At 68.1% G+C, this 19728-nt stretch carries 23 protein-coding genes and 2 pseudogenes; 24 read left to right on the forward strand and 1 reads right to left on the reverse strand.

The genetic code is table 11. The features are described from left to right. The first annotated feature begins 47 nt into the window (after nucleotides 1-47). From L1088_RS04160 to uvsE, 7 genes and pseudogenes are all read left to right on the forward strand, one after another. Nucleotides 48-431: a HEPN domain-containing protein gene (locus tag L1088_RS04160; protein WP_267961013.1), complete on the forward strand. Its 384-nt coding sequence runs from the start codon at nucleotides 48-50 to the stop codon at nucleotides 429-431. Further along, nucleotides 401-751 carry a nucleotidyltransferase domain-containing protein gene (locus tag L1088_RS04165; protein ID WP_267961014.1) on the forward strand — a complete coding sequence of 117 codons (351 nt, stop codon included), beginning with the start codon at nucleotides 401-403 and terminating at the stop codon, nucleotides 749-751. The genes L1088_RS04160 and L1088_RS04165 overlap by 31 nt, the downstream gene beginning before the upstream one ends. Before the next feature lie 9 nt (nucleotides 752-760). Next, nucleotides 761-1024, forward strand: a pseudogene (locus tag L1088_RS04170) (NmrA family NAD(P)-binding protein); the annotation flags it as partial. A gap of 95 nt (nucleotides 1025-1119) precedes the next feature. Beyond that, nucleotides 1120-1743, forward strand: coding sequence for an SDR family NAD(P)-dependent oxidoreductase (locus L1088_RS04175; RefSeq protein ID WP_234553852.1), 624 nt, complete (start codon nucleotides 1120-1122; stop codon nucleotides 1741-1743). A gap of 3 nt (nucleotides 1744-1746) precedes the next feature. Continuing rightward, the gene (locus tag L1088_RS04180) at nucleotides 1747-2259 is read left to right on the forward strand and encodes a flavin reductase family protein (RefSeq protein WP_234553853.1); all 513 of its coding nucleotides are present in this window, start codon (nucleotides 1747-1749) and stop codon (nucleotides 2257-2259) included. Next, nucleotides 2256-2765, forward strand: coding sequence for a YceI family protein (locus L1088_RS04185; protein WP_234553854.1), 510 nt, complete (start codon nucleotides 2256-2258; stop codon nucleotides 2763-2765). The genes L1088_RS04180 and L1088_RS04185 overlap by 4 nt, the downstream gene beginning before the upstream one ends. Next, entirely contained in the window at nucleotides 2762-3706 is a 945-nt protein-coding gene (gene uvsE / locus L1088_RS04190) for a UV DNA damage repair endonuclease UvsE (RefSeq protein WP_234553855.1), read from the forward strand. Before L1088_RS04185 ends, uvsE begins: the two co-directional genes overlap by 4 nt. Here uvsE and L1088_RS04195 read toward each other — a convergent pair. Next, a complete protein-coding gene (locus L1088_RS04195) occupies nucleotides 3689-5272 on the reverse strand; it encodes a gamma-glutamyltransferase family protein (protein ID WP_234553856.1) in 1584 nt (527 codons plus the stop codon). The genes uvsE and L1088_RS04195 overlap by 18 nt on opposite strands. Nucleotides 5273-5440: 168 nt before the next feature. Here L1088_RS04195 and L1088_RS04200 point away from each other — a divergent pair, with 168 nt between their 5' ends. The 17 genes and pseudogenes from L1088_RS04200 (at nucleotide 5441) to L1088_RS04280 (ending at nucleotide 19726) form a co-directional block, all read left to right on the forward strand. After that, nucleotides 5441-6016: a TetR/AcrR family transcriptional regulator gene (locus tag L1088_RS04200; RefSeq protein ID WP_234553857.1), complete on the forward strand. Its 576-nt coding sequence runs from the start codon at nucleotides 5441-5443 to the stop codon at nucleotides 6014-6016. Continuing rightward, the gene (locus L1088_RS04205; protein ID WP_234553858.1) at nucleotides 6003-7142 is read left to right on the forward strand and encodes an acyl-CoA dehydrogenase family protein; all 1140 of its coding nucleotides are present in this window, start codon (nucleotides 6003-6005) and stop codon (nucleotides 7140-7142) included. The genes L1088_RS04200 and L1088_RS04205 overlap by 14 nt, the downstream gene beginning before the upstream one ends. Nucleotides 7143-7154: 12 nt before the next feature. Then, complete coding sequence (locus tag L1088_RS04210) at nucleotides 7155-7598, forward strand: MaoC family dehydratase (RefSeq protein ID WP_038046424.1); 444 nt, start codon at nucleotides 7155-7157, stop codon at nucleotides 7596-7598. After that, nucleotides 7595-7954 (forward strand): PaaI family thioesterase, encoded by a 360-nt coding sequence (locus tag L1088_RS04215; RefSeq protein WP_234553859.1) that lies wholly within the window; start codon nucleotides 7595-7597, stop codon nucleotides 7952-7954. The genes L1088_RS04210 and L1088_RS04215 overlap by 4 nt, the downstream gene beginning before the upstream one ends. A 24-nt stretch (nucleotides 7955-7978) precedes the next feature. Beyond that, entirely contained in the window at nucleotides 7979-9586 is a 1608-nt protein-coding gene (locus tag L1088_RS04220; protein ID WP_234553860.1) for a long-chain fatty acid--CoA ligase, read from the forward strand. Beyond that, nucleotides 9586-10341, forward strand: a pseudogene (locus L1088_RS12530) (SDR family oxidoreductase); the annotation flags it as partial. The gene L1088_RS04220 and the pseudogene L1088_RS12530, both read left to right, overlap by 1 nt. A 483-nt stretch (nucleotides 10342-10824) precedes the next feature. After that, entirely contained in the window at nucleotides 10825-11511 is a 687-nt protein-coding gene (locus L1088_RS04230; RefSeq protein WP_234553862.1) for a gamma-glutamyl-gamma-aminobutyrate hydrolase family protein, read from the forward strand. A 95-nt stretch (nucleotides 11512-11606) separates the two neighbouring features. Next, nucleotides 11607-12161: a helix-turn-helix domain-containing protein gene (locus L1088_RS04235; RefSeq protein ID WP_051913552.1), complete on the forward strand. Its 555-nt coding sequence runs from the start codon at nucleotides 11607-11609 to the stop codon at nucleotides 12159-12161. A gap of 56 nt (nucleotides 12162-12217) precedes the next feature. Then, a complete protein-coding gene (locus L1088_RS04240) occupies nucleotides 12218-12889 on the forward strand; it encodes a response regulator transcription factor (RefSeq protein ID WP_234553863.1) in 672 nt (223 codons plus the stop codon). Next, nucleotides 12886-13992, forward strand: coding sequence for a sensor histidine kinase (locus tag L1088_RS04245; protein ID WP_234553864.1), 1107 nt, complete (start codon nucleotides 12886-12888; stop codon nucleotides 13990-13992). Before L1088_RS04240 ends, L1088_RS04245 begins: the two co-directional genes overlap by 4 nt. Before the next feature lie 21 nt (nucleotides 13993-14013). Beyond that, a complete protein-coding gene (locus L1088_RS04250; protein WP_234553865.1) occupies nucleotides 14014-15429 on the forward strand; it encodes a DUF5666 domain-containing protein in 1416 nt (471 codons plus the stop codon). A 95-nt stretch (nucleotides 15430-15524) separates the two neighbouring features. Next, nucleotides 15525-16040, forward strand: coding sequence for a YceI family protein (locus tag L1088_RS04255; RefSeq protein ID WP_234553866.1), 516 nt, complete (start codon nucleotides 15525-15527; stop codon nucleotides 16038-16040). Beyond that, nucleotides 16037-16828, forward strand: coding sequence for a cytochrome c3 family protein (locus L1088_RS04260; RefSeq protein WP_234553867.1), 792 nt, complete (start codon nucleotides 16037-16039; stop codon nucleotides 16826-16828). The genes L1088_RS04255 and L1088_RS04260 overlap by 4 nt, the downstream gene beginning before the upstream one ends. 10 nt (nucleotides 16829-16838) lie before the next feature. Beyond that, complete coding sequence (locus tag L1088_RS04265) at nucleotides 16839-17291, forward strand: hypothetical protein (protein WP_234553868.1); 453 nt, start codon at nucleotides 16839-16841, stop codon at nucleotides 17289-17291. Then, nucleotides 17288-17944 carry a response regulator transcription factor gene (locus L1088_RS04270; protein WP_234553869.1) on the forward strand — a complete coding sequence of 219 codons (657 nt, stop codon included), beginning with the start codon at nucleotides 17288-17290 and terminating at the stop codon, nucleotides 17942-17944. Before L1088_RS04265 ends, L1088_RS04270 begins: the two co-directional genes overlap by 4 nt. After that, nucleotides 17941-19167: a sensor histidine kinase gene (locus L1088_RS04275; RefSeq protein WP_234553870.1), complete on the forward strand. Its 1227-nt coding sequence runs from the start codon at nucleotides 17941-17943 to the stop codon at nucleotides 19165-19167. The genes L1088_RS04270 and L1088_RS04275 overlap by 4 nt, the downstream gene beginning before the upstream one ends. Next, the gene (locus L1088_RS04280) at nucleotides 19154-19726 is read left to right on the forward strand and encodes a hypothetical protein (protein WP_234553871.1); all 573 of its coding nucleotides are present in this window, start codon (nucleotides 19154-19156) and stop codon (nucleotides 19724-19726) included. Before L1088_RS04275 ends, L1088_RS04280 begins: the two co-directional genes overlap by 14 nt. Nucleotides 19727-19728 lie beyond the last annotated feature (2 nt).

Below are 19728 nucleotides of genomic sequence, written 5' to 3' on the forward strand. Positions count from 1 at the left end.
CCGGGAAGGGAGGGCCCGACCTTGGCCCAGGCTAAGATGGGTAAGGGATGCGGCTCGAGGCGGAACGGCTCCTGGCGCAGGCCCGCGAGGACCTGACCACTGCCCGGGTGCTCCTCCAGGGGGAGCGCCACTACGCCGCGGCCTTCTTTGCCCAGCAAGCGGCGGAGAAGGCCCTGAAGGCCCTCCACGTGGAACGCCTGCGCACCCTACCCCGCACCCACGACCTGTTGGCCCTGGCCGAGGCCCTGGGGGCCCCTGAAGGGGTGGTGGAAGGAGCCCGCCTCCTCACCCCGGACTACACGGTGAGCCGCTACCCGGACGCCGCCGGCACCCTGCCTGCCCGGCTTTACGGCAGGGCCCAGGCGGAAGCCCGCCTGCAGGCGGCGGAGGAGGTGCTCACATGGGCGGAGAGGTCGGTTGGGCAAAGCTGAGGGAAGCCCTGGCCCAGGCCCCCCTGCCCATCGCCCTGGCCCTGCTCTTCGGTTCCCGAGCCCGGGGAGAGGCCCTGTTGGACAGCGACTGGGACCTCCTGGTGGTCTCCCCGGCCTTTCGGGGCATGGACTACCTGGAAAGGCTCCTTCTCCTCCACCGCGCCTTGCCCCTCCGCCACGTGGAGTACGTGGCCCTTACCCCGGAGGAATGGGCGGCTCGGCAAGGGGAGGTCGGGGTGGTGGGGGAGGCGGCCCGGGAAGGGATCGTCCTGCTGCAAACCCCCTCCCAGGCCACCCTGCCCCAAGGCCCAATCCCCTAGGCTAGGGGTATGCACGTCCTGGTCACCGGGGCCACGGGGTACGTGGGGGGGAGGCTGGTCCCCCGCCTCCTAGAGGCGGGGCACCGGGTGCGGGTCTTGGTGCGGGACTCCTCCCGTCTGGAGGGCCGCCCCTGGGTGGGGCAGGTGGAGGTGGTGCGGGGGAGCCTCGAGGACCCCACCGCCCTGCGCCAGGCCCTTTCCGGGGTGGAGGCCGCCTACTACCTGGTCCACGCCATGCTCTCCGAGGAGGACTTCCCCCAAGCCGAGGAGCGCTAGGCCCGCACCTTTGCCCATGTGGCCCGGGGTCCCTCGGGCCCACTTCTTTTTGGACTACAAACCCCCCTTGGGGAAAGGGGTAGCTTCCAAGCATGCGGGTTCTGATCCTGGGTGCCACGGGAGGCTTGGGAAGCGCCCTGGCGAGGCATCTGCGGGGGGAGGAGCTCCTCCTTTCGGGAAGGCGGGCGGAGGCCCTGCGGACCCTCGCCGGCGAGGTGGGGGGCAAGGCCCTCCCCGGGGACCTCGAGGACGAGCTGGAGGCCAAGGCCCTTTTGGAGGGAGCAGGCCCTTTAGACCTCCTCCTCCACCCGGTGGGCCGGGCGGGCCGGGCGGGGGTGCGGGAGGCCGGGCGGGACCTTTTGGAAGGGATGCTCTCCGTCCACTTCCTCACCGCCGCCTTCGCCCTCAAGCACGCCCGCTTTCAGCCGGGGGCCAGGGCGGTTTTCTTCGGGGCCTACCCCGCCTACGTGCGGGTGCCGGGCTTCGGGGCCTACGCCGCGGCCAAGGGGGCCCTCGAGGCCTACCTGGAAGCCGCCCGCAAAGAGCTAAAACGGGAGGGGGTCCGCGTGGTTCTGGTGCGGCTCCCCGCGGTGGCCACGGGGCTTTGGGCCCCCCTGGGCGGCCCCCCCAAGGGGGCCCTGGCCCCCGAGGAGGCGGCCAGGCGGGTGCTGGAAGGCGTCCTCAGGGAACCTCCCCCTGAGGTGTTGGAGCTTTAGGCCATGGAGCAGGAAACCCCTCAAGCCCCCTACCGGGCCTTCTTCTACCCCATGCGCCTGGCCCTCTTGTGCGTGGGGGCAAACTTCATGCCCATGGCCTGGTGGACCCCAGTGTCCAAAAAGCCCTTCCGCTTCCTCTTCGCCATGGACCGGGAAAACCACACCCTCACCCTCCTGCGGGAGCTGGGGGAGGCCGCCCTCGCCTTCCTCCCCTGGGAGGCCCGGGGCTGGGTGGTGCGCTCCGGCTACCTCTCGGGGCGGAAGGTGCGCAAGGCGGAAAGGCTGGGGGTGACCCTGCGCCCGGCGAGGAAACTGGAGCACACCCAGGTACCGGAAGGGGCCCTGGCGGTGTACGAGCTCAAGGTGGGCGAGCTTCCCCTGGAAGGCGACCATGCCCTCTTCCTGGGGGACGTGGTCCACGTGGAAGGCTCCCAGGAGGCCAAGGAGCGGCCCATCCTCTTCCTGGGCTTCCGCGACTTCGCCACCCTGGGGGAGCGCTGGAGGTTTAGGCCGTGAGGCGGCTTCTTCCCTTCCTCCTCCCCTTTTTGGCCCTGGCCCAGGCCCCCTACCGGGTGGAGGGGGAGGCCCGCTACCGGGGCTTCTACCCCTTGGGAAGCTGGGAGGGCCGGAACCTCACCGCCCGGGGGGAGGTCTTTTGGAATGGCGAGCAGGCCTCGGGCTGGGTGTGCCTGGAGCAGGCCGCCTGGGACTCGGGGGTAGCCGAGCGGGACAAGAAGGCCCTGGAGATCCTCAAGGCTAAGAGCTACCCTCAGGCCTGCCTCTATCCCCAAAGGGCCCGCTACGAGGGAAGCCGCTTTGTGGTGGAAGGAGAGCTGGAACTGGCGGGCAGGCGCCTGCCGGTGCGCATTGAAGGCGAGCTCCTAGGCCCGCCCGAAAGGGGCCGCTTCCGGGGCGCCTTCCGCACCCGCTTCTCCCATTGGGGCTTGGAACGTCCCCGCTTCCTCTTCCTGGAGGTACGGGATGAGGTGGAGGTCTATATCGAGGCGGAGGTGCGGCGGTGATCCGCCTGGGCTACCCCTGCGAGAACCTGACCCTCAAGGCCAGCACCAACCACACCCTCCGCCTGGCCTCCCTCACCGAGGAAAAGGTGCGGGTCAAGGTGGCGGAAAACTTGAAGGACCTGGAGCGCATCCTGCGCTGGAACGCCGAGGCGGGCTTCCGCCTTTTCCGCATCGGCCAGCACCTCATCCCCTTCGCCTCCCACCCCCTCTTCCCCTACGACTGGGAGAAGGCCCATGGAGAGGAACTTGGGCGGCTTGGGGCCCTCGCCAAAGCCTTGGGCCAGCGGCTTTCCATGCACCCCGGGCAATACGTGAACCCGGGAAGCCCAAGCCCAAAGGTGGTGGAGCGCTCCCTGGCCGAGCTCCGCTACTCGGCCCGGGTGCTGAGCCTCCTGGGTGCGGAGGACGGGGTCTTGGTCCTCCATCTGGGCGGGGTTTACGAGGACCGGGAAAGGGCCCTTAGGCGCTTCGTGGAAAACCTCAGGGGGGAAAGGGAGGTTTTGCGCTTCCTGGCCCTGGAAAACGACGAGCGGCTTTGGGACGCGGAGCAAGTGCTGAAAGCTTCGGAGTTCCTGGGGGTGCCGGTGGTGGTGGACACCCTGCACCATGCCCTAAACCCCGGGCGGCTCTCCCTGGCGGAGGCCCTCCACCTGACCTTCCCCACCTGGCGAGCCAGGCCCAAGGTGCACCTGGCCAGCCAGGACCTCGCAAGGCGCCCCGGGGCCCACGCCTTCTCTGTGGCAGAGAAGGATTGGGAGAGGCTCCTGGCTGCCCTGCCTAGCCCCGCCGATGTGATGGTGGAGGCCAAGGGGAAAGAGCAGGGGCTTCCCCAGGGGGCTAAGGTTCACCTCAACCCCCCAGTAGGTCAGACGGTGGCCCAGCCAGGTGGTAACCCACCCCAGGCCGTGGCGGATGCGTCTCCCCTACCAGGCAAGGGCTAGCCCTTCAGCCCTCGGGTCAGAGGCGGCCAGGAGGGCTTCCCTATGCCGCAGGACCACCTGGCCCCGCCCGAAGAGGCCGTACTCCGCCTCATAACGCACCCGGTGCCCGAGGTCCTTGAGGAAGAGGGCTGTGGCTTGGGGAATGCCGGGCTCCAGCAGCACCTCGTCCCCAACCCGCCCCGGCACCACCTGCCACCGCGGTCGGTCCAAGGCGGCCTGCGGGTTCAGGCCCTGGGCCAGGGCCAGGACCACCTGCACGTGCCCCTGGGGCTGCATGAACCCCCCCATCACCCCAAAAGGCCCCAGCGGCTTCCCCTCCTGGGTGAGGAAGCCGGGGATGATGGTGTGGTAGGGCCGTTTCCCCGGCCCCACCCGGTTGGGATGGCCTTCCTCCAGGGAGAAGCCCAGCCCCCGGTTCTGCAGGGCGATGCCTGTACCCGGGATGAGGACCCCCGAGCCGAAGCCCTGGTAGTTGGACTGGATGAGGGACACCATCACCTCCCCGTCCGCCACCACCAGGTACACGGTTCCCTCCGGCTTAAGCCCCGGGAGGACCTGGGGCAGGGCCCGCTCCCCAATGAGCCTCCGGCGTTCGGCCACATAGTCTGCGGCCAGGAGGGCCTGGGGAGGAAGCTCCAAGAACCTGGGGTCGGCCACGTAGCGGAAGGCGTCCGCCAGGGCCAGGCGCATGGCCTCGATCTGCAGGTGGTAGCCGAAAGGGTCCTCGGGCCTGAGGTCGAACCCCTCCAGGAGGGCCAAGGCTAAGAGGGCGGCGAGGCCTTGGCCGTTGGGGGGAAGCTCGTGCACCGTGAGCCCCCGGTAGGTGTAGGCCAGGGGTTCCACCCATTCGGGGCGGTGGGCCGCCAGATCCTCCCGTGTCAGAAGGCCCCCGGTGGCCTCGCTGAACCCGGCCATGGCTTCCGCCAAGGGGCCCCGGTAGAGGCTTTCCCCGTAGCTTTCCGCGATCTCCCGCAGGGTGCGGGCGTGGAGGGGGCTATGCCATACCTCCCCCGCCCGGGGGGCCCGGCCCCCGGGAAAGAACACTTCCTGGAAGGGGCGGAACTCGGGGCCCTGCAGGGGCAGGTAGACCCCCTCCGCCCGCCGCCAGGCCCGGGCCGTTTCCGGGCCCACGGGGAACCCCTCCTCCGCGTAGCGGACCGCCGGGGCCAGCACCTCGGCGAAGGGAAGCCTCCCCCAGCGCTCGTGCAGGGCCCGCCACCCCGAGACCGCCCCCGGCACCGTCACCGGGAGCCAGCCCCGCTCCGGCATCCCCCCCTCCGGCACCCTTTCCGGGGTAAGGGCCAAAGGGCTCCTCCCCGAGGCGTTCAGGCCGTGCAGCTTCCCGTCCCACACCTGGGCGAAGAGGTCTCCCCCGATGCCGTTGGAGGTGGGTTCCACCACCGTGAGGCAGGCTGCCATGGCGATGGCCGCATCCACGGCGCTTCCGCCTTTAAGGAGCATCTCCATCCCCGCCAGGGCCGCCAGGGGCTGGCTGGTGGCCACCGCGCCCCGCCGGCCCAGCACCACATGGCGGCGGGAGGGGTAGGGGTAGTGGGTGAGGTCCATGAAGCTTACTTTAGCGCTTGTTCCTTTAAGGCAGATCCTGAGGGGCGTTGCTGGGATGTCTCGTGACTTACTTCACGATGCTCTCGCATGTGCCATATCTCCCAGCAGAAGCGCTTGACGAACCCTGGTTCTAAAACTACAGTGAGCTTACCGACCGGTCGGTGAGCTATGCTGACCACGACAAGAGACCGCATCCTCGAGGAGGCCGCAAGGCTCTTCACGCAAAAAGGCTACGAGGCCACCAGCGTCCAGGACCTGGCCGAGGTCCTGGGGCTTTCCAAGGCCGCCCTCTACCACTACTTCCGCAGCAAAGAGGAGATTCTCTACGAGGTGAGCCTCCTGGCCCTGCGGGGCCTAGTGGAGGCCGGGGAAAGGGCCCTCGAGGAGCCCGACCCCAAAAGGGCTCTCCTCGCCTTCATGCAGGGCCACGCCCGCTTCTTTGAGGAGAACTACCCCTTCTTCGTCACCATGCTCCAGGGCATCCAAAGCCTCTCCCCCGAACGGCGGGCCCAGACGGTAGCCCTGCGCGACCGGCACGAGGGCAACCTGCGCCGGATCCTGCGCTGGGGAATGGAGGAAGGGGCCTTCCGCCAGGTGGACGTGGCCCTCGCCGGGCGGGCCATCCTCTCCATGCTCAACTGGATGATCCGCTGGTTCCGGCCCGGGGGGCCCTTGCGCGCGGAGGAGGTGGCCCGGTTCTACTTTGAACTCATCCTAAAGGGGTTAGAAGATGAATCCTCCTGAGCACAAGGAGATCCGTCAACTGGCCCGGCGCTTCCTGGAAGAAGCGGAACCGGCCTTAGCGGAATACGAAGCGAGGGAAGCCTTCCCTTGGCCCCTGGTGCGGCGCATGGGCGAGCTGGGCTTCCTGGGGGTCTTCGTGCCCGAAGAGCTAGGGGGAGCCGGGTTGGACTTCTGGGCTTACATCGCCCTTCTGGAGGAGCTCGGCGGATATGCCTCCTTACGCTCCATCCTCTCGGTGCAACAAAGCCTGGTCCTCACCCCTCTCCTGGCCTACGGCACCCAGGACCAGAAGGAACGGTATGTGCCCAGGTTAGCGCGCGGAGAGGTCCTTGGCGCCTACGGGCTCACGGAGCCCGAAGCCGGGTCGGACGCGGGAAGCCTGCGGACCCGGGCCTACCGGGAAAGGGACCACTATGTACTGGAAGGGCAGAAGACCTTCATCTCCCACGCCAACGTGGCGGAGGTCTTTCTCATTTTTGCTAAAACCGACCCCGAAAAGGGCAACAAGGGCATCACCGCCTTTTTGGCGGAGCGGGAAGACGGCGTGCGCACCACCCCCCTCAAGGGCAAGTTGGGCCTGAAAGCGGCGGATACGGGGATGATCTTCCTGGAGGGGGTGCGCATCCCCAAGGAGCGGGTCCTGGGAGGAGAGGGTGACGGCTTCAAGATCGCCCTTTCCACCCTGGACACGGGGCGCATCTCCCTAGCGGCAGGAGCGGTGGGGTTGATGCAACGGGCCTTGGACCTATCCCTAGCCTACGCCAAGGAAAGGCATCAGTTCGGACGGCCCATCGCTGCCTTCCAACTGGTCCAGGCTCACTTGGCGGAGATGAAGGTGGACCTCGAGGCCAGCCGCCTCCTCACCTACCAAGCGGTGGCCAAGAAGCTACGGGGGGAGAGGTACACCTTGGAGGCCAGCATGGCCAAGCTCTTCGCTTCCGAGGCCGCCAACCGCGTGGCCTACCGGGCCATCCAGGTCCACGGGGGCTACGGCTTCTTCGAGGAGTACGAGGTGGCAAGGCTCTATCGGGACGCCCGCATCCTTACCCTCTACGAGGGAACAAGCGAAATCCAAAAACTGGTGATCGGGGCCCACCTCACGGGGATACGGGCCTTCAGCCACTAGGGAGGTGCGAGGATGCCCATGTACTTCGAGGACTTCCAAGTAGGCCAGCGTTTTACCACCCCAGCCCGCACGGTGACCGAGGCGGACGTGGTGAACTTCGCTGGGGTTTCAGGGGACTACAACCCCATCCACACTGACGCGGAGTTCGCCAAGGACACCCCCTTCGGCCAGCGCATCGCCCACGGGCTTCTGGTCCTGGCCATGCTCACCGGTTTGCGGCAGCGAGGCGGGCACTTTGAGGGAAGTATCCTCGCCTGGATGGAGATCCGGAGCTATAAGTTCCTCAAGCCTGTCTTGATCGGGGACACCATCCGGGGGGAGAGCGAGATCGTGGAGAAGCACGAAACCAGCAAGCCCGACCGGGGGGTGGTGGTCCAGCGGGTCCGGGTCCTCAACCAGCGGGACGAGGTGGTGCAAGAGGGGGAGTTCGTGACCCTGATCCGGAGGCGGCCTTGAGCCCCTTCGCCCGTTGGTTCCAAGCCGAGGTCCGAAGTCGGGAAGGGGGGGAGGCCGAGCTCCTCCTGCCCGTACGGGAGGAGTTCTTGCAGGGCCAAGGCCTGGTGCACGGGGGGATCCTGGCTGCCCTCCTGGACAGCGCCCTTGGCCAGGCGGTGGAGAGCCTGGGGGTCAAGGTGGTCACCGCCGAACTCTCCGTGAACTACCTGAGGCCGGTGCGGGAGGGGGTGCTTTTGGCCCGGGGCTTCGTGGTGCACGCGGGAAAAAGGCTTTTTCACGCTGCAGGAGAAGCCTGGTTGGAGGGGGAGCGGGTGGCCTTCGCCAAGGGCACCTTCTACCGGGTGGACGGGGGGTAAACTGGCCCCCAAAGGAGGCAAAGGATGTTCCCCAGCACCATGATGGACAAGGACCTGAACCTTTGGGACTTCCTGGAGCGGGCGGCGGAGCTTTTCCCTCGGAAGGAGGTGGTTTCCCGCCTCCCCACGGGGGAGATCCACCGCACGGACTACGCCGAGGTCTACCGCCGGGCGCGGCGGCTCATGGGGGGCCTAAAGGCCCTGGGGGTGGGGGTGGGGGACCGGGTGGCCACCTTGGGGTTCAACCACTTCCGGCACCTGGAGGCCTACTTCGCCGTCCCCGGAATGGGGGCAGTGCTCCACACCGCCAACCCCCGCCTCTCCCCCAAGGAGATCGCCTACATCCTGAACCACGCGGAGGATAAGGTGCTCCTCTTTGACCCCCAGCTCCTCCCCTTGGTGGAGACCCTGAGGCCCGAGCTCAAGACCGTGCGCCACCTGGTGGTGATGGACGAGAAGGCGCCGGAAGGGTATCTGGCCTACGAGGAGGTGCTGGGGGAGGAAGTGGACCCGGTGCGGGTGCCCGAGCGGGCCGCCTGCGGCATGGCCTACACCACGGGGACCACTGGCCTTCCCAAGGGGGTGGTCTACAGCCACCGGGCCCTGGTCCTCCACACCCTGGCCGCGGGCCTTCCCGATGGGAGTGGCCTTTCGGAAAAGGACGCGGTCCTCCCCGTGGTCCCCATGTTCCACGTAAACGCCTGGTGCCTGCCCTACGCCGCCACCCTGGTGGGGGCCAAGCAGGTCCTCCCCGGGCCGCGGCTGGACCCCGCCTCCTTGGTGGAGCTTTTTGACGGGGAGGGGGTCACCTTCACCGCTGGGGTGCCCACGGTGTGGCTGGCCCTGGCGGACTACCTGGAGGGCACCGGCCACCGCCTCAAGACCCTGAAGCGCCTGGTGGTGGGGGGTAGCGGCGCCCCGAGAAGCCTGGTGGAACGGTTTGAGCGCATGGGCATCGAGGTGCGCCAGGGCTACGGCCTCACGGAAACCTCCCCGGTGGTGGTGCAGAACTTCGTGAAAAGCCACCTGGAGGACCTGCCCTGGGAAGAGAAGATCGGCCTCAAGGCCAAGACTGGCCTCCCCATCCCCCTGGTGCGCCTACGGGTGGCGGACGACGCGGGCCGCCCCGTGCCCAGGGATGGGAAAGCCATGGGGGAGGTCCAGCTCAAGGGCTCCTGGATCACCGGCGGGTATTACCGGAACGAGGAAGCGAGCCAAAGCGCCCTCACCCCGGACGGCTGGTTCCGCACCGGGGACATCGCCACCTGGGACGAGGAGGGCTACCTGGAGATCAAGGACCGCCTCAAGGACCTCATCAAGTCCGGGGGGGAGTGGATCTCCAGCGTGGACCTGGAAAACGCCCTCATGGGCCACCCCAAGGTGAAGGAGGCGGCGGTGGTGGCTATCCCCCACCCCAAATGGCAGGAAAGGCCCCTGGCGGTGGTGGTGCCCCGGGGGGAAAAGCCTACGGAAGAGGAGCTTAGGGAGCACCTCCTGCGGGCAGGGTTCGCCAAGTGGCAACTCCCCGACGCCTTCGTCTTCGTGGAGGAAATCCCCAGGACCAGCGCGGGCAAGTTCCTCAAGCGGGCCCTGAGGGAGCAGTACAAGGACCTTTTCCAAGGGGGGGGCTGATGTTCCTGGAGCAGTTTCGCCTGGACGGCAAAGTGGCCCTGGTAACCGGGGGGTCCCGGGGGCTGGGCCTCGAGGCCGCCCTGGCCCTCAAGGAGGCCGGGGCTAAGGTGGCGGTCCTGGCCCGGAGGGCCAGCTTCTTCGAGGAAGCCAAAAAGCACTTGGGGGAAGCCCTCTACCTGGAAGGGGATGTCCGGGACGAAGGGCGGCTTCTTGAGGTGGTGGACCAGGTGGAGCGGGAGCTCGGGCCCCTCACCATCCTGGTCAACGCCGCGGGGATCTCCTGGGGTGCCCCCTCCTGGGAAATGCCCGTGGAGAAGGTGCGGGAAGTGCTGGAGGTCAACCTGGTGGGGGCCTTCCTGGCCAGCCGCGCCGCCGCCCGGCGCATGCGGGAGCGGGGCTACGGCAAGATCCTCCACATCGCCTCCGTGGCCGGACTGAAAGGAGAGCCCCCAGAGGTCCTGGACGCGGTGGGCTACGCCGCCTCCAAGGGTGGGGTCATCGCCCTTACCCGGGACCTGGCGGTGAAGTGGGGCCGCTTCGGCATCCGCGTCAACGCCCTGGCCCCGGGCTTCTTCCCCACCCGCATGACGGAAAGGGTCCTCCCCCGGGTGGAGGTCCACCTCCAGGCCACCCTGCCCCTGGGCCGCCCGGGAAGGCCGGGGGAGCTGGGTGGAGCGGTGCTCTTCCTCTGTAGCCCCGCATCAGACTACATCACCGGGACGGTGCTACCCGTGGACGGAGGGGCCACGGCCCTTCGAGGTAAGGGCCCGTGCCTGGAGCCTGCTCCACCAGGTAAGGACAGAGAGGGCATGCGCTCTCGCATGGCGTCCTTACCCCTCTCTTCCACTGCGCCAGCCGGGCATCGCTCTCCTCGCCGCAGGGATGCTCTCCCCTTTAGCCAACCTGGTCCTGGGGCTCTTTGTCCTCCTCACCGTTTACCCCGCCTACCGCCGGGTGGCCTAAGCTATCTGGCCCAACGCTACCTGGGCAAGGGATTCGGTGGCCTCTACGATCCCTTCTCCATCGTCATCCTGTGGCTCGCTGGAGTTGGTACCATGGCCAGTCTTCTCGGGGTCGATCCCAGGTATCTCCCCCGCTTTGGCTTGGCCCCCGAGTGGGCCCGGCAGCAGAGGTCCAGGCTCACAAAAGAAGACCGGAAAGCAGCATAACGTCACTCCCCCCTCATCCTAAAGAGCTTACGACCTCCAGGGTCTTAGCCCCTGGTATAGGATGGCCCCATGCGCCTTATCGGCATCGCCACCCAGTACCGGCAGAGCGAGGTGCTCATGAACCGGAGGTTCTGGGGCCTCCTGGAGTTCTACCTGGAAGCCCTTGCCTCCCAGGGCCTGGCCCATGTCCTCCTGCCGCCGCAGGCACCGGAGGCTTTGGAGCGCATCCTGCCGCATCTGGACGGGCTTCTCCTCCCCGGAGGCGGGGACGTGGACCCGGCCCGCTACGGGGAGGAGCCTCACCCCCGCCTGGGGGAGGTGAGCCCGGAGAGGGACGCCCACGAACTCTTCCTGGCCCGCTACGCCGCGGAGAAGGGCCTCCCGGCCCTGGGCGTATGCCGGGGCATCCAGGTGATGAACGTGGCCCTGGGGGGAACGCTCTACCAGAACCTCGAGGCCCAGGGCTTTACCGAGGTGCAGCACTACCAGAAAAGCTCCCCGCCCGCCCTGGGCCACCTCGTCCGCCAGGTGGCGTCAGGCCCGCTCTCCTGGCTCTTCCCCGAAACTTTCCGCGTGAACTCCTACCACCACCAGGGCCTGAAGGCTCTGGGAAGAGGACTGAAGCCCCTGGCGGTAGCCCCAGACGGGCTGGTGGAAGCCGTGGCCCTGGAGGGGCATCCCCTCTTCCTGGGGGTGCAGTGGCACCCCGAGCTCCTCCGGGAGCACTGGGGCCTTTTTGGCCTCCTGAAGGGGTAGTCGTTCACCACACGTTCACACGGGAGGCCTTCTCCCTTCACCTCTTCCCCCCTACCCTGGGGGCGACCCTGGGAAGGGTCAGAAAGGAGAAGGCCATGAAAGGCAAGGCTTGGTTGGTTCTGGCAGGACTGGTAGCGGTGGGGCTGGCGGTGGCGTATGGACCTCGGGCCGGCTTCGGCGTGGGCACGCCCCAAGCAGGGGTGGTAGCGGGCCTGGCGGGCACCCTCCACGACGAGGCGGCTTCCCTCTTGGGCCTCACCCCGGAGGAGCTGGTGGCCCTGCACCAGCAGGGCAAGACCCTGGCGCAGATCGCCCAGGAGCTGGGGGTGGACCCCGCCAAGCTGGAGGCAGAGCTGGCGCAGGTGCGCAACGCGGCCATTGATGAAGCGGTGAAGGCAGGGGCCCTCACGGAGGCCCAGGCCACCCTGATGAAGACCCGCACCCAGGCCCTGGTCCGGGCCATGCTCCAGCGGGAAATCGGGCCGGTGGCGGGCTTCGTCTACGGCCCGGCTTTCGGCGCCCAGGCCTACGGCCGACGCACCGGCCAGCCCGTGGCCCCCGGGGCGCCCCAGGGACCCGGCTACCCCACCTGCCCCTACTTCCCGCAGGGCGGTAGCTTCGGACCCTTCGGCCCTTGGTGGGGCCGGTGAGCCCCGTTGACCGGGCCTCCCCCTCCGGGGGAGGCCCTTTGCTCTACGCTAAGGGTATGCCGGGGGAGCTGGTGCTGGTGGTGGAGGACGAACCCCAGATTGCGGACACGCTGGAGCGCTACCTGCGGGCGAGCGGCTTCCGCACAGAACGGGCAGGGGACGGGGAAAGGGCCCTGGAACTCTGGCGGCGGGCCCGCCCTGACCTGATCCTTTTGGACCTCATGCTGCCCAAGCTGGACGGCCTCGAGGTCCTGAAGCGCATCCGCCAGGAGGACAAGACCCCCATTCTCATCCTCACCGCTAAGGCAGAGGAGGTGGACCGCCTTTTGGGCTTGGAGCTAGGGGCAGACGACTACGTGGTGAAACCCTTCAGCCCCCGCGAGGTGGTGGCCCGGGTGAAAGCGGTGCTCCGGCGGGCCCAGGGCCTGGTGCGCCCCCCGAGCCACGTGCAGGCCGGGCCCCTGGAGGTGGACCTGGAGGCCTTTAGGGCCCGATGCCACGGGCAAGAGCTGGCCCTCACCCCCTTCCAGGTGCGCCTCCTCTACCACTTCGTGGCCCAGGCGGGGAAGGCCCTGACCCGGGAAGAGGTCTTGGAGGCTTTGGGCACCGAGGCGGACGCGCGCACCGTGGACGCCCACGTGAAGAACCTGCGGGCCCGGCTGGGCCCCTGCGCAGAGCTCCTGGAAACGGTGCGGGGCTACGGCTACCGCTTGAAGGAGGCACCTTGAGCCTGACCGGACGCCTGGCCCTCTCCATGGCCCTGGTGGCCCTCCTGGTGGCGGGCCTTTCCGGGCTTCTGGCCTACCGGGCCGCCTCCGGACACCTGGAGCGCGCCTTCGCCCTAGGCCTCGGCCCAGGCAACCCCCTTGCCCCCCGGCCGGGCCTCAGGGAGCGGCGCATTCTCCAGGAGCTCCGGTCGTCCGTGGCGGTGTCCTCGGGGGCCGCCCTCCTCTTGGGGACGGGAGCAGGTCTTTTCCTGGCCTTGGGGCTGGTCCGGCCCCTGCGGGAGCTCGCCCGCACCGCCGAAGCCTACCGCCGGGGGGACCGCACCCGCCGTGCCCAGGTGCAGGGGCAGGACGAGGTGGCCGCCTTGGCCCAGAGCTTCAACCAGCTTTTGGAGGAGCTTGCCCGCAAGGAGGAGGAGGAAAAGCGGCTTCTAGCGGACATCGCCCACGACCTGCGCACCCCCCTCACCGTCCTGCGGGGAGACCTCGAGGCCCTGGAAGACGGCCTCCTCCCCTGCACCCCAGAGCACCTCCGCCGCCTGCAGGAAGAGGTGCGGCTCCTCGCGCGGCTGGTGGAGGACCTGCGACTCCTCACCCTGGCGGAAAGCGGGGGCCTGCGGCTTACGCCTGAGCCCCTGGACCCCCAGGACCTGGTGCGCGGGGTCCTGGAGGGCTACGCCGGCCAGGCGGCAGCCAAGGGGGTGGCTCTCCAGGTCCTGGGAAGCGCCCCACCCCTCCTTGCGGACCGGGAGGCCCTAAAGCGCGTCCTGCACAACCTCCTGGACAACGCCCTCCGCTATACCCCTCCGGGGGGGCGGGTGGAGGTGTCCTTGGAGACGCAGGGAAGCGAGGTGCGCCTGGCGGTGCGGGACACGGGGCCCGGCCTGAAACCAGGAGAGGAAGAGCGGGTCTTCCAACGCTTCTACCGGGGCGACCCCGCCCGCAGCCGTGGGGGTAGCGGGCTGGGTCTAGCCATCGCCAAGAGCCTGGTGGAGGCCATGGGCGGCCGCGTGCGGGCGGGCAACCACCCCGAGGGGGGAGCCTGGTTCGCCCTCTGGCTCCCCCGGGCCGGGGGCGTTTACGCTCCGTTTACTGCCGAAGCTTAGCCTCGTGGGTGGAGGTGGAGGATGGGTAGAAAGCTCGCCCTCTTCTGGAGCGGCTTGGTCCTTCTGGCCGCCTGTCAGCTGGCGCCGCAAAGCGGAGAGGGGTTCCAGGCCTTGGGGGTGTTGGGGGGCACGCCGGAGCGGCCAACCCTGCTGGGCAAGGTTCTGGACACCGCTGGGGCTAACCTCACTAAGGAAGGGGAGGCCTTCGCCGGAACCCTGCTCCCCGGCATGGTGGTCCAGGTTTCGGGCACAGACCTGGGCTCCACGGTACGGGTGACCAGCCTGGAGGTGCAGGTGGAACTCAAGGGTCCCATCACCTCCCTGGACACCACCGCAGGGACCCTCGAGGTCCTGGGGCAGCGGGTGCTCACCGACGCCAGCACCCGCATCTACCAGAAGGCAGGGAGTACCTACCGCACCTTGCTGCTGGCGGATCTGGCGGTGGGGGACGTGGTGGAGGTCCACGGCACCGCCACGGACTCCGGCGTCCTGGCCACCTACATTGAGCGCTACCCCGCAACCACCCAGGAGGTGGAGCTGGAAGGCCAGGCCACCGACCTGGACTCCACGACCAAGACCTTCCTCCTGAACGGGTACCTGGTGGACTACTCCTGGGCCCGGGTGGAGGGCACGCCCGCAGATGGAGCTTGGGTGGAAGTGAAGGGCATCCTCTCCGGAACCACCATCCAGGCCAGCAAGGTGGAGTTTAAGACTTCGGGGAATAGCAGGTACGGAGCCTCGAGGCGGGTGGAGCTGGAAGGCCCCATCCTCGGGCTCGATCCCGCACAAAAGACCTTCCAGCTCCTTGGCTACACCGTGGACTATAGCGCCGCCAACGTGGTGGGCATCTTGATTGACGGGGCCTATGTGGAGGCCAAGGGCCAGGTGGACGCCAGCGACCCCACCCTCTTCCACGCCCAGCTGGTGAAGGTGAAGTACCCCAGTTCCCGCCCCCCCAAGGCCGACGCCAAGGGGCAGGTCACCGCCATCGACCCTGCTGCCCGCACCTTCGAGCTGGGTTCCCTCCGCTTCTACGTGGACGACCACACCGTCCTCAAGCGGGACGACCCCGACGGCCCCCTTGCGTCTGCGGATATCCGGGTGGGCGATTACGCGGAGGTCTACTACGATCCCACCGCCACTGACGCCGAGGGCCGCTACTACGCGGTGAAGGTGGAGGTGAAGGGCACCGGCAGCGGGGGCGACACCTCCGAGTGGAAAGGCCCGGTGGCCGCCGTGGACCGCACCGCCTACACCTTCCAGCTCCTGGGCTACCTGGTGACCACCACCCCCAGCACCCAGTTTGAGGCCCGCGACCAGCATCTGACCCGGGTAGACTTCTTTACCCTCCTGCGGGAGGGCGACCGGGTGGAGGTCAAGGGCACCCTCTCCGGAACCACCATCCAGGCCAGCAAGGTGGAGCTGAAAGGGCGCTAGAGGAAACCTTTCGGGGGCGGGGCTACTGACCCCGCCCTTCGCTTACGGAAGATTTACGGAGACGCTCTAGCCTAAAGGCGAGGAGGTGGATGAAGATGCGCTGGATGACGCTTCTTCTCACACTGGGATGGGCCTTGGCCACCGGGTACCAGGTGCAAGGGGAAGCCGTGTACGAAGCTCGGGCGCCCCTGGGGTCTTTCCAGGGGGTCAACCCTACCCTGAAGGGGCAGGTGGTCTTTGACCTCACCAAGGGCCAGCTCCAAGGAAGGGTGTGCCTGGATCTCGCCGCCTGGGACTCCAAGGAACCCCTTAGGGACCGCCATACCCGCGACATGTTCCAGGTGGACCGCTATCCCCAGGCCTGCCTCACCGTGGCCGGCTACGACGCGCAAAAGGGTCTGGTGCAGGGCACGCTCAGCCTGCACGGGGTAGAGAAAAAGGTGGCCTGGCCCCTTCGCTACACCCTCGCGGAGGGGGGCAAGCGGGTCAGCTTTGAAGGGGAGTTCGAGCTCCTTCTGAGCGACTACGGGCTGAAGGCCCCCACCTTCATGGGGATGCGGGTGCAAGACCGGGTCATGGTGCGGGTCAAGGGGCACGGGGTGGCCCAGTGAGGCGCCTCGGATGGCTTCTTCTGGTGGGGCTGGCCCTGGCCGGCGAAGGCGAGCGCTACCTCTACGTGCGCTGGGATGCGGAGAAGGGCCAAGCCCTCCTTTCCAACGGCGCGCCGCTGCCGCCAGGGGTGCCCCTCATCCCGGGGCAGTACGTGCAGCTGGAAAAGGGGCGGCTTAAACCCAAGCGGCAATGGCAACCCCCGCAGGACCTGGTGCGGGTGTATACCCCCCGGGAGGTCAGCCGGGTGGTCTTTAGCCACGAGCGCCATTTCGCCGCTCTGGGGGCAAAGGGTAGTACTTGCGAGAGCTGCCATACCGCCTTGGACGAAAACAAAACGTGGAAGAGCCTAGCCCCTACCCCGGCCCTCGAGCCCCACGGGGCCACCTCCCTAGGCCGCTTCTGCGCCACCTGCCACGACGGTAAGACCCGGCCCACCTCCGTGCCAGGAAACCAGAGCCCACTCAGCACCCCCATCTTCACCGCCTTCGGCCGCAAGGGGGAAGCCTCCTGCACCCACTGCCATGCCCCCAAAGACCACGGGCAAGACTTCACCTCTGGTCACGGAGAGCTAGCAGAAGACGGGGGATCGAGGCAGTGCGCTGCCTGCCACCGGGGAGCTTCGGGCCTCACCGCTCAGGAGCGTGCCCTGGTCCAAGCCTTCCAAAGGGCGCAACTGGCCCTGATCCAAAACCCCGAGGACGAAAAGGCCTTTAATGCGGTCCTCCCTGCCAACTTCTGCGCCTACTGCCACGGGCTGGACAGGGAGGCCTGGGGCGGAAAAGACTAATGGCGAAGCCATGGGAGAACTCTTGGAAAAGCGCTTCCCCGACCTGGTGGCCCTCCTGGTAGCCCTGGGCTTCATGACCCTTTTGGCCGAGCTCCTCCTCACCGGGCACACGGAAGGGCTGCAGGTGCTGGCCCCCGTAGCCGCAGGAGTGGGGGCAGGCCTCACAGCCCTAGGGCTTCTGGTACCGCGGCTCCGCCTACCCTCCCTAGCCGCCCTCCTTCTCGTGGGCGCCAGCGGCCTGGTAGGCCTGGTGGTGCACCTGGAGGAGTCCTTGGAAGGGGCGGGCAAGGGCTGGGTGCAGACGGTGGACGAGGAGGGCTACGTGTACCCCGGGTACCCGCAAGAGGCGGGGGGTGGGCAGGCCGGGGAGGAACCTGAGGGGAACCCTCCACCCCTGGCCCCCCTCAGCCTCTCGGGCCTGGGGCTCCTTGGGGCTTTGGCCCTTTATGTGAAGCGGCCATGAGGATCTTGGTGGTGGAGGACGAGGCCGGGATCCGCGAGCCGGTGGTGGCCCTTCTGCGGCGGGAGCGCTACGAGGCCTTGGGCGCCGAAAGCCTGGAGGAAGCTTTCCATTTCCTGGCCGAGGGAGAGCCCGACGTCATTGTTTTGGACGTCATGCTTCCCGAAGGAGAGGACGCCGGCTTCCGCTTCGCCGAGAATCTCCGGCAGTCGGGCTACCGGGGGGCCATCCTCTTCCTCACTGCCCGGGATGCCTTGGAAGACCGGGTGCAGGGCTTGGAGCTGGGCGGGGACGACTACCTGGTCAAGCCCTTCCACCTGGAGGAGCTCCTGGCCCGGGTGCGGGCCCTGGCCCGCCGCAGCGCCGACTTCAAGGGGCGCAGGCTGGAGCGGGGCCCCCTGGCCGTGGACCTGGCCGCCCGGCAGGTCTACTGGGAGGGCCGGGAAGTGGCCCTTTCCCCTAAGGCCTTTGCCCTCCTGGAACTCCTGGCTCTGAACCCAGAAAAAGTCTTTAGCCGGGAAGAGCTCTTGGAAAGGCTTTTTCCTGGGGCAGAAAGCGAGGCAGTGTTGCGGGTGTACGTGCAAAAGCTTCGACAGAAGCTCGCCCCCTGGGTGGTGGAGCGGGTGCCCGGGGGTTACCGCCTGGGGAAGCCATGAGCCTACGCATCCGCCTGGCCTACACCTTCTTCCTCCTCACCTTCGCCAGCGGGCTCCTTTCCCTGGCGGGGGGCTACTTGGTCTTTCGCAACCTGGTGGAGCGGGACATCGCCCAGGACCTAGCGGAGCTTTCCGGGCGTGTGGGTCGCGCCCTCGTCCTCACCCAGGAAGGGCCGCGCCTGGCCGAGGGGGACATCTTCCTCGGCACCCATTATGTCTTCGGGTTCCGGCTCCTGCAGGGGGAGAGGCCTGTGCTGGAGGGAGGATTTGCCCCCGAGGCAAGCGGGACCTGGCGGACCCTGTCCACCTCTTGGCAGGGCTACAACCTAGAGGTGAGCTTGCGGGTGGAGGAGTACCAGCGGGCCCTGAGCGCTTTTCTGCGGGCCGGCCTGAGCCTCCTCTTGCCCCTTTTGTTCCTCGCGGCCCTTTTGGGCTACGCCACGGCCGGGTTCATTACCCGGCCCCTGGAGAGGCTTTCGCAAGCGGTGGAGAGCCTCTCGGCCCTACGTTTTCCCGAGCCCCTCCCCTTGGAGCGTGACCGGGAGCTTGCCCGCCTCACCCGGGGTTTCAACCGCCTGGTGGAAGCGGTGCGCAGTGCCCTGGAACGGGAGCGGCTCTTTACCCGCTACGCCTCCCACGAGCTCCGGATCCCCCTGGCGGTCTTCCGCGCCCAGCTGGATGCAGCCAGGCAGGGCCTGATCCCTTGGGAGGAAGCCCTGCCCCACATGGAGGGGGCTTTGCGCAGGATGGAGGCGGTGCTCCAAGGCCTCCTGGCCCTGGCCCGACCCGAGGAGGGCAACCTGGCCCCCATGGAGCTGGCGGAGTACCTGGAGGCGTCCTTGAAAGATAAGGGGGTCCGCCTGCTTCTGCAGGGCCCGGCCTGGGTTCTGGCCCACCCTTTGCTGGTGGACCGACTCGTGGACAACCTTCTGGCCAACGCCTTCCGCCACGGCGCCCCGCCGGTGGAGGTCCGCCTCTTCCCCAACGGGGACAGTGTGGTGCTGGAGGTGCGGGACCACGGCAAAGGGGTCCGCGAGGAGGACAAGGAGCGCCTCACCCGCCCCTTCTTCCGCGGCCCGGGCGGCCCCGAGGGGCTGGGCCTGGGCCTGGCCCTGGTGGAGCAGGTGGTGCACAGGCTGGGCGGAACGCTGGAATTTGCCAACGCCCACCCGGGCCTGCGGGTCCGGGTACGGCTTCCGCGGAGGGAAGATGCGGCGGCGTGAGGTCTTAGGGCTCCTCCTCTCCCTCCTTTCCGGCGCGGCTCTAGCCGACTCCCAGGAAGGAAAGGAGGGGAAGAAGCGGGAAGAAGGGGAGAAGAAACGCAAGGGGGAGGAGAAGACCTCACCAGGGGCTTCCGAGGGGAAGGAGGACCCGGTGTTCTACGGCCAGGTGGAAGCGGTGCAGGGCACCACCCTTTGGGTGGCCGGCCGCGCCCTTAGGGTGGAATCACCGCTTCTGCCCTACCTGGTCCCGGGCATGGTGGTTCAGGTTAAGGGACCGAGCGTGACCGTGGTGAGCCCTGGGAACTGGGCCTACTACCAAGGCCCGGGGGAGGCCCTGGGCCTGGGGCGGGGCCCCGTGAGGGCCTGGTGGAAGGAGGGAGTCCTGTGGCGGGTCTGGCCAGGCGGCGGCCAGGAAACCCTGGTGGTGGCCCGCTTTGAGCACGGGGTTTGGCTTGGCGTTCCCAAGGGCCTCCCCCTCGGGAAGCCGCCGATAGAGGGCTGGTGGCTGGTCCGGCTGACGGGTAGCAAGGTGAAGGGCCTTGAGCACCTGGGCGACTGACC

The organism is Thermus caliditerrae (genome assembly GCF_021462525.1).
Lineage (GTDB): Bacteria > Deinococcota > Deinococci > Deinococcales > Thermaceae > Thermus > Thermus caliditerrae.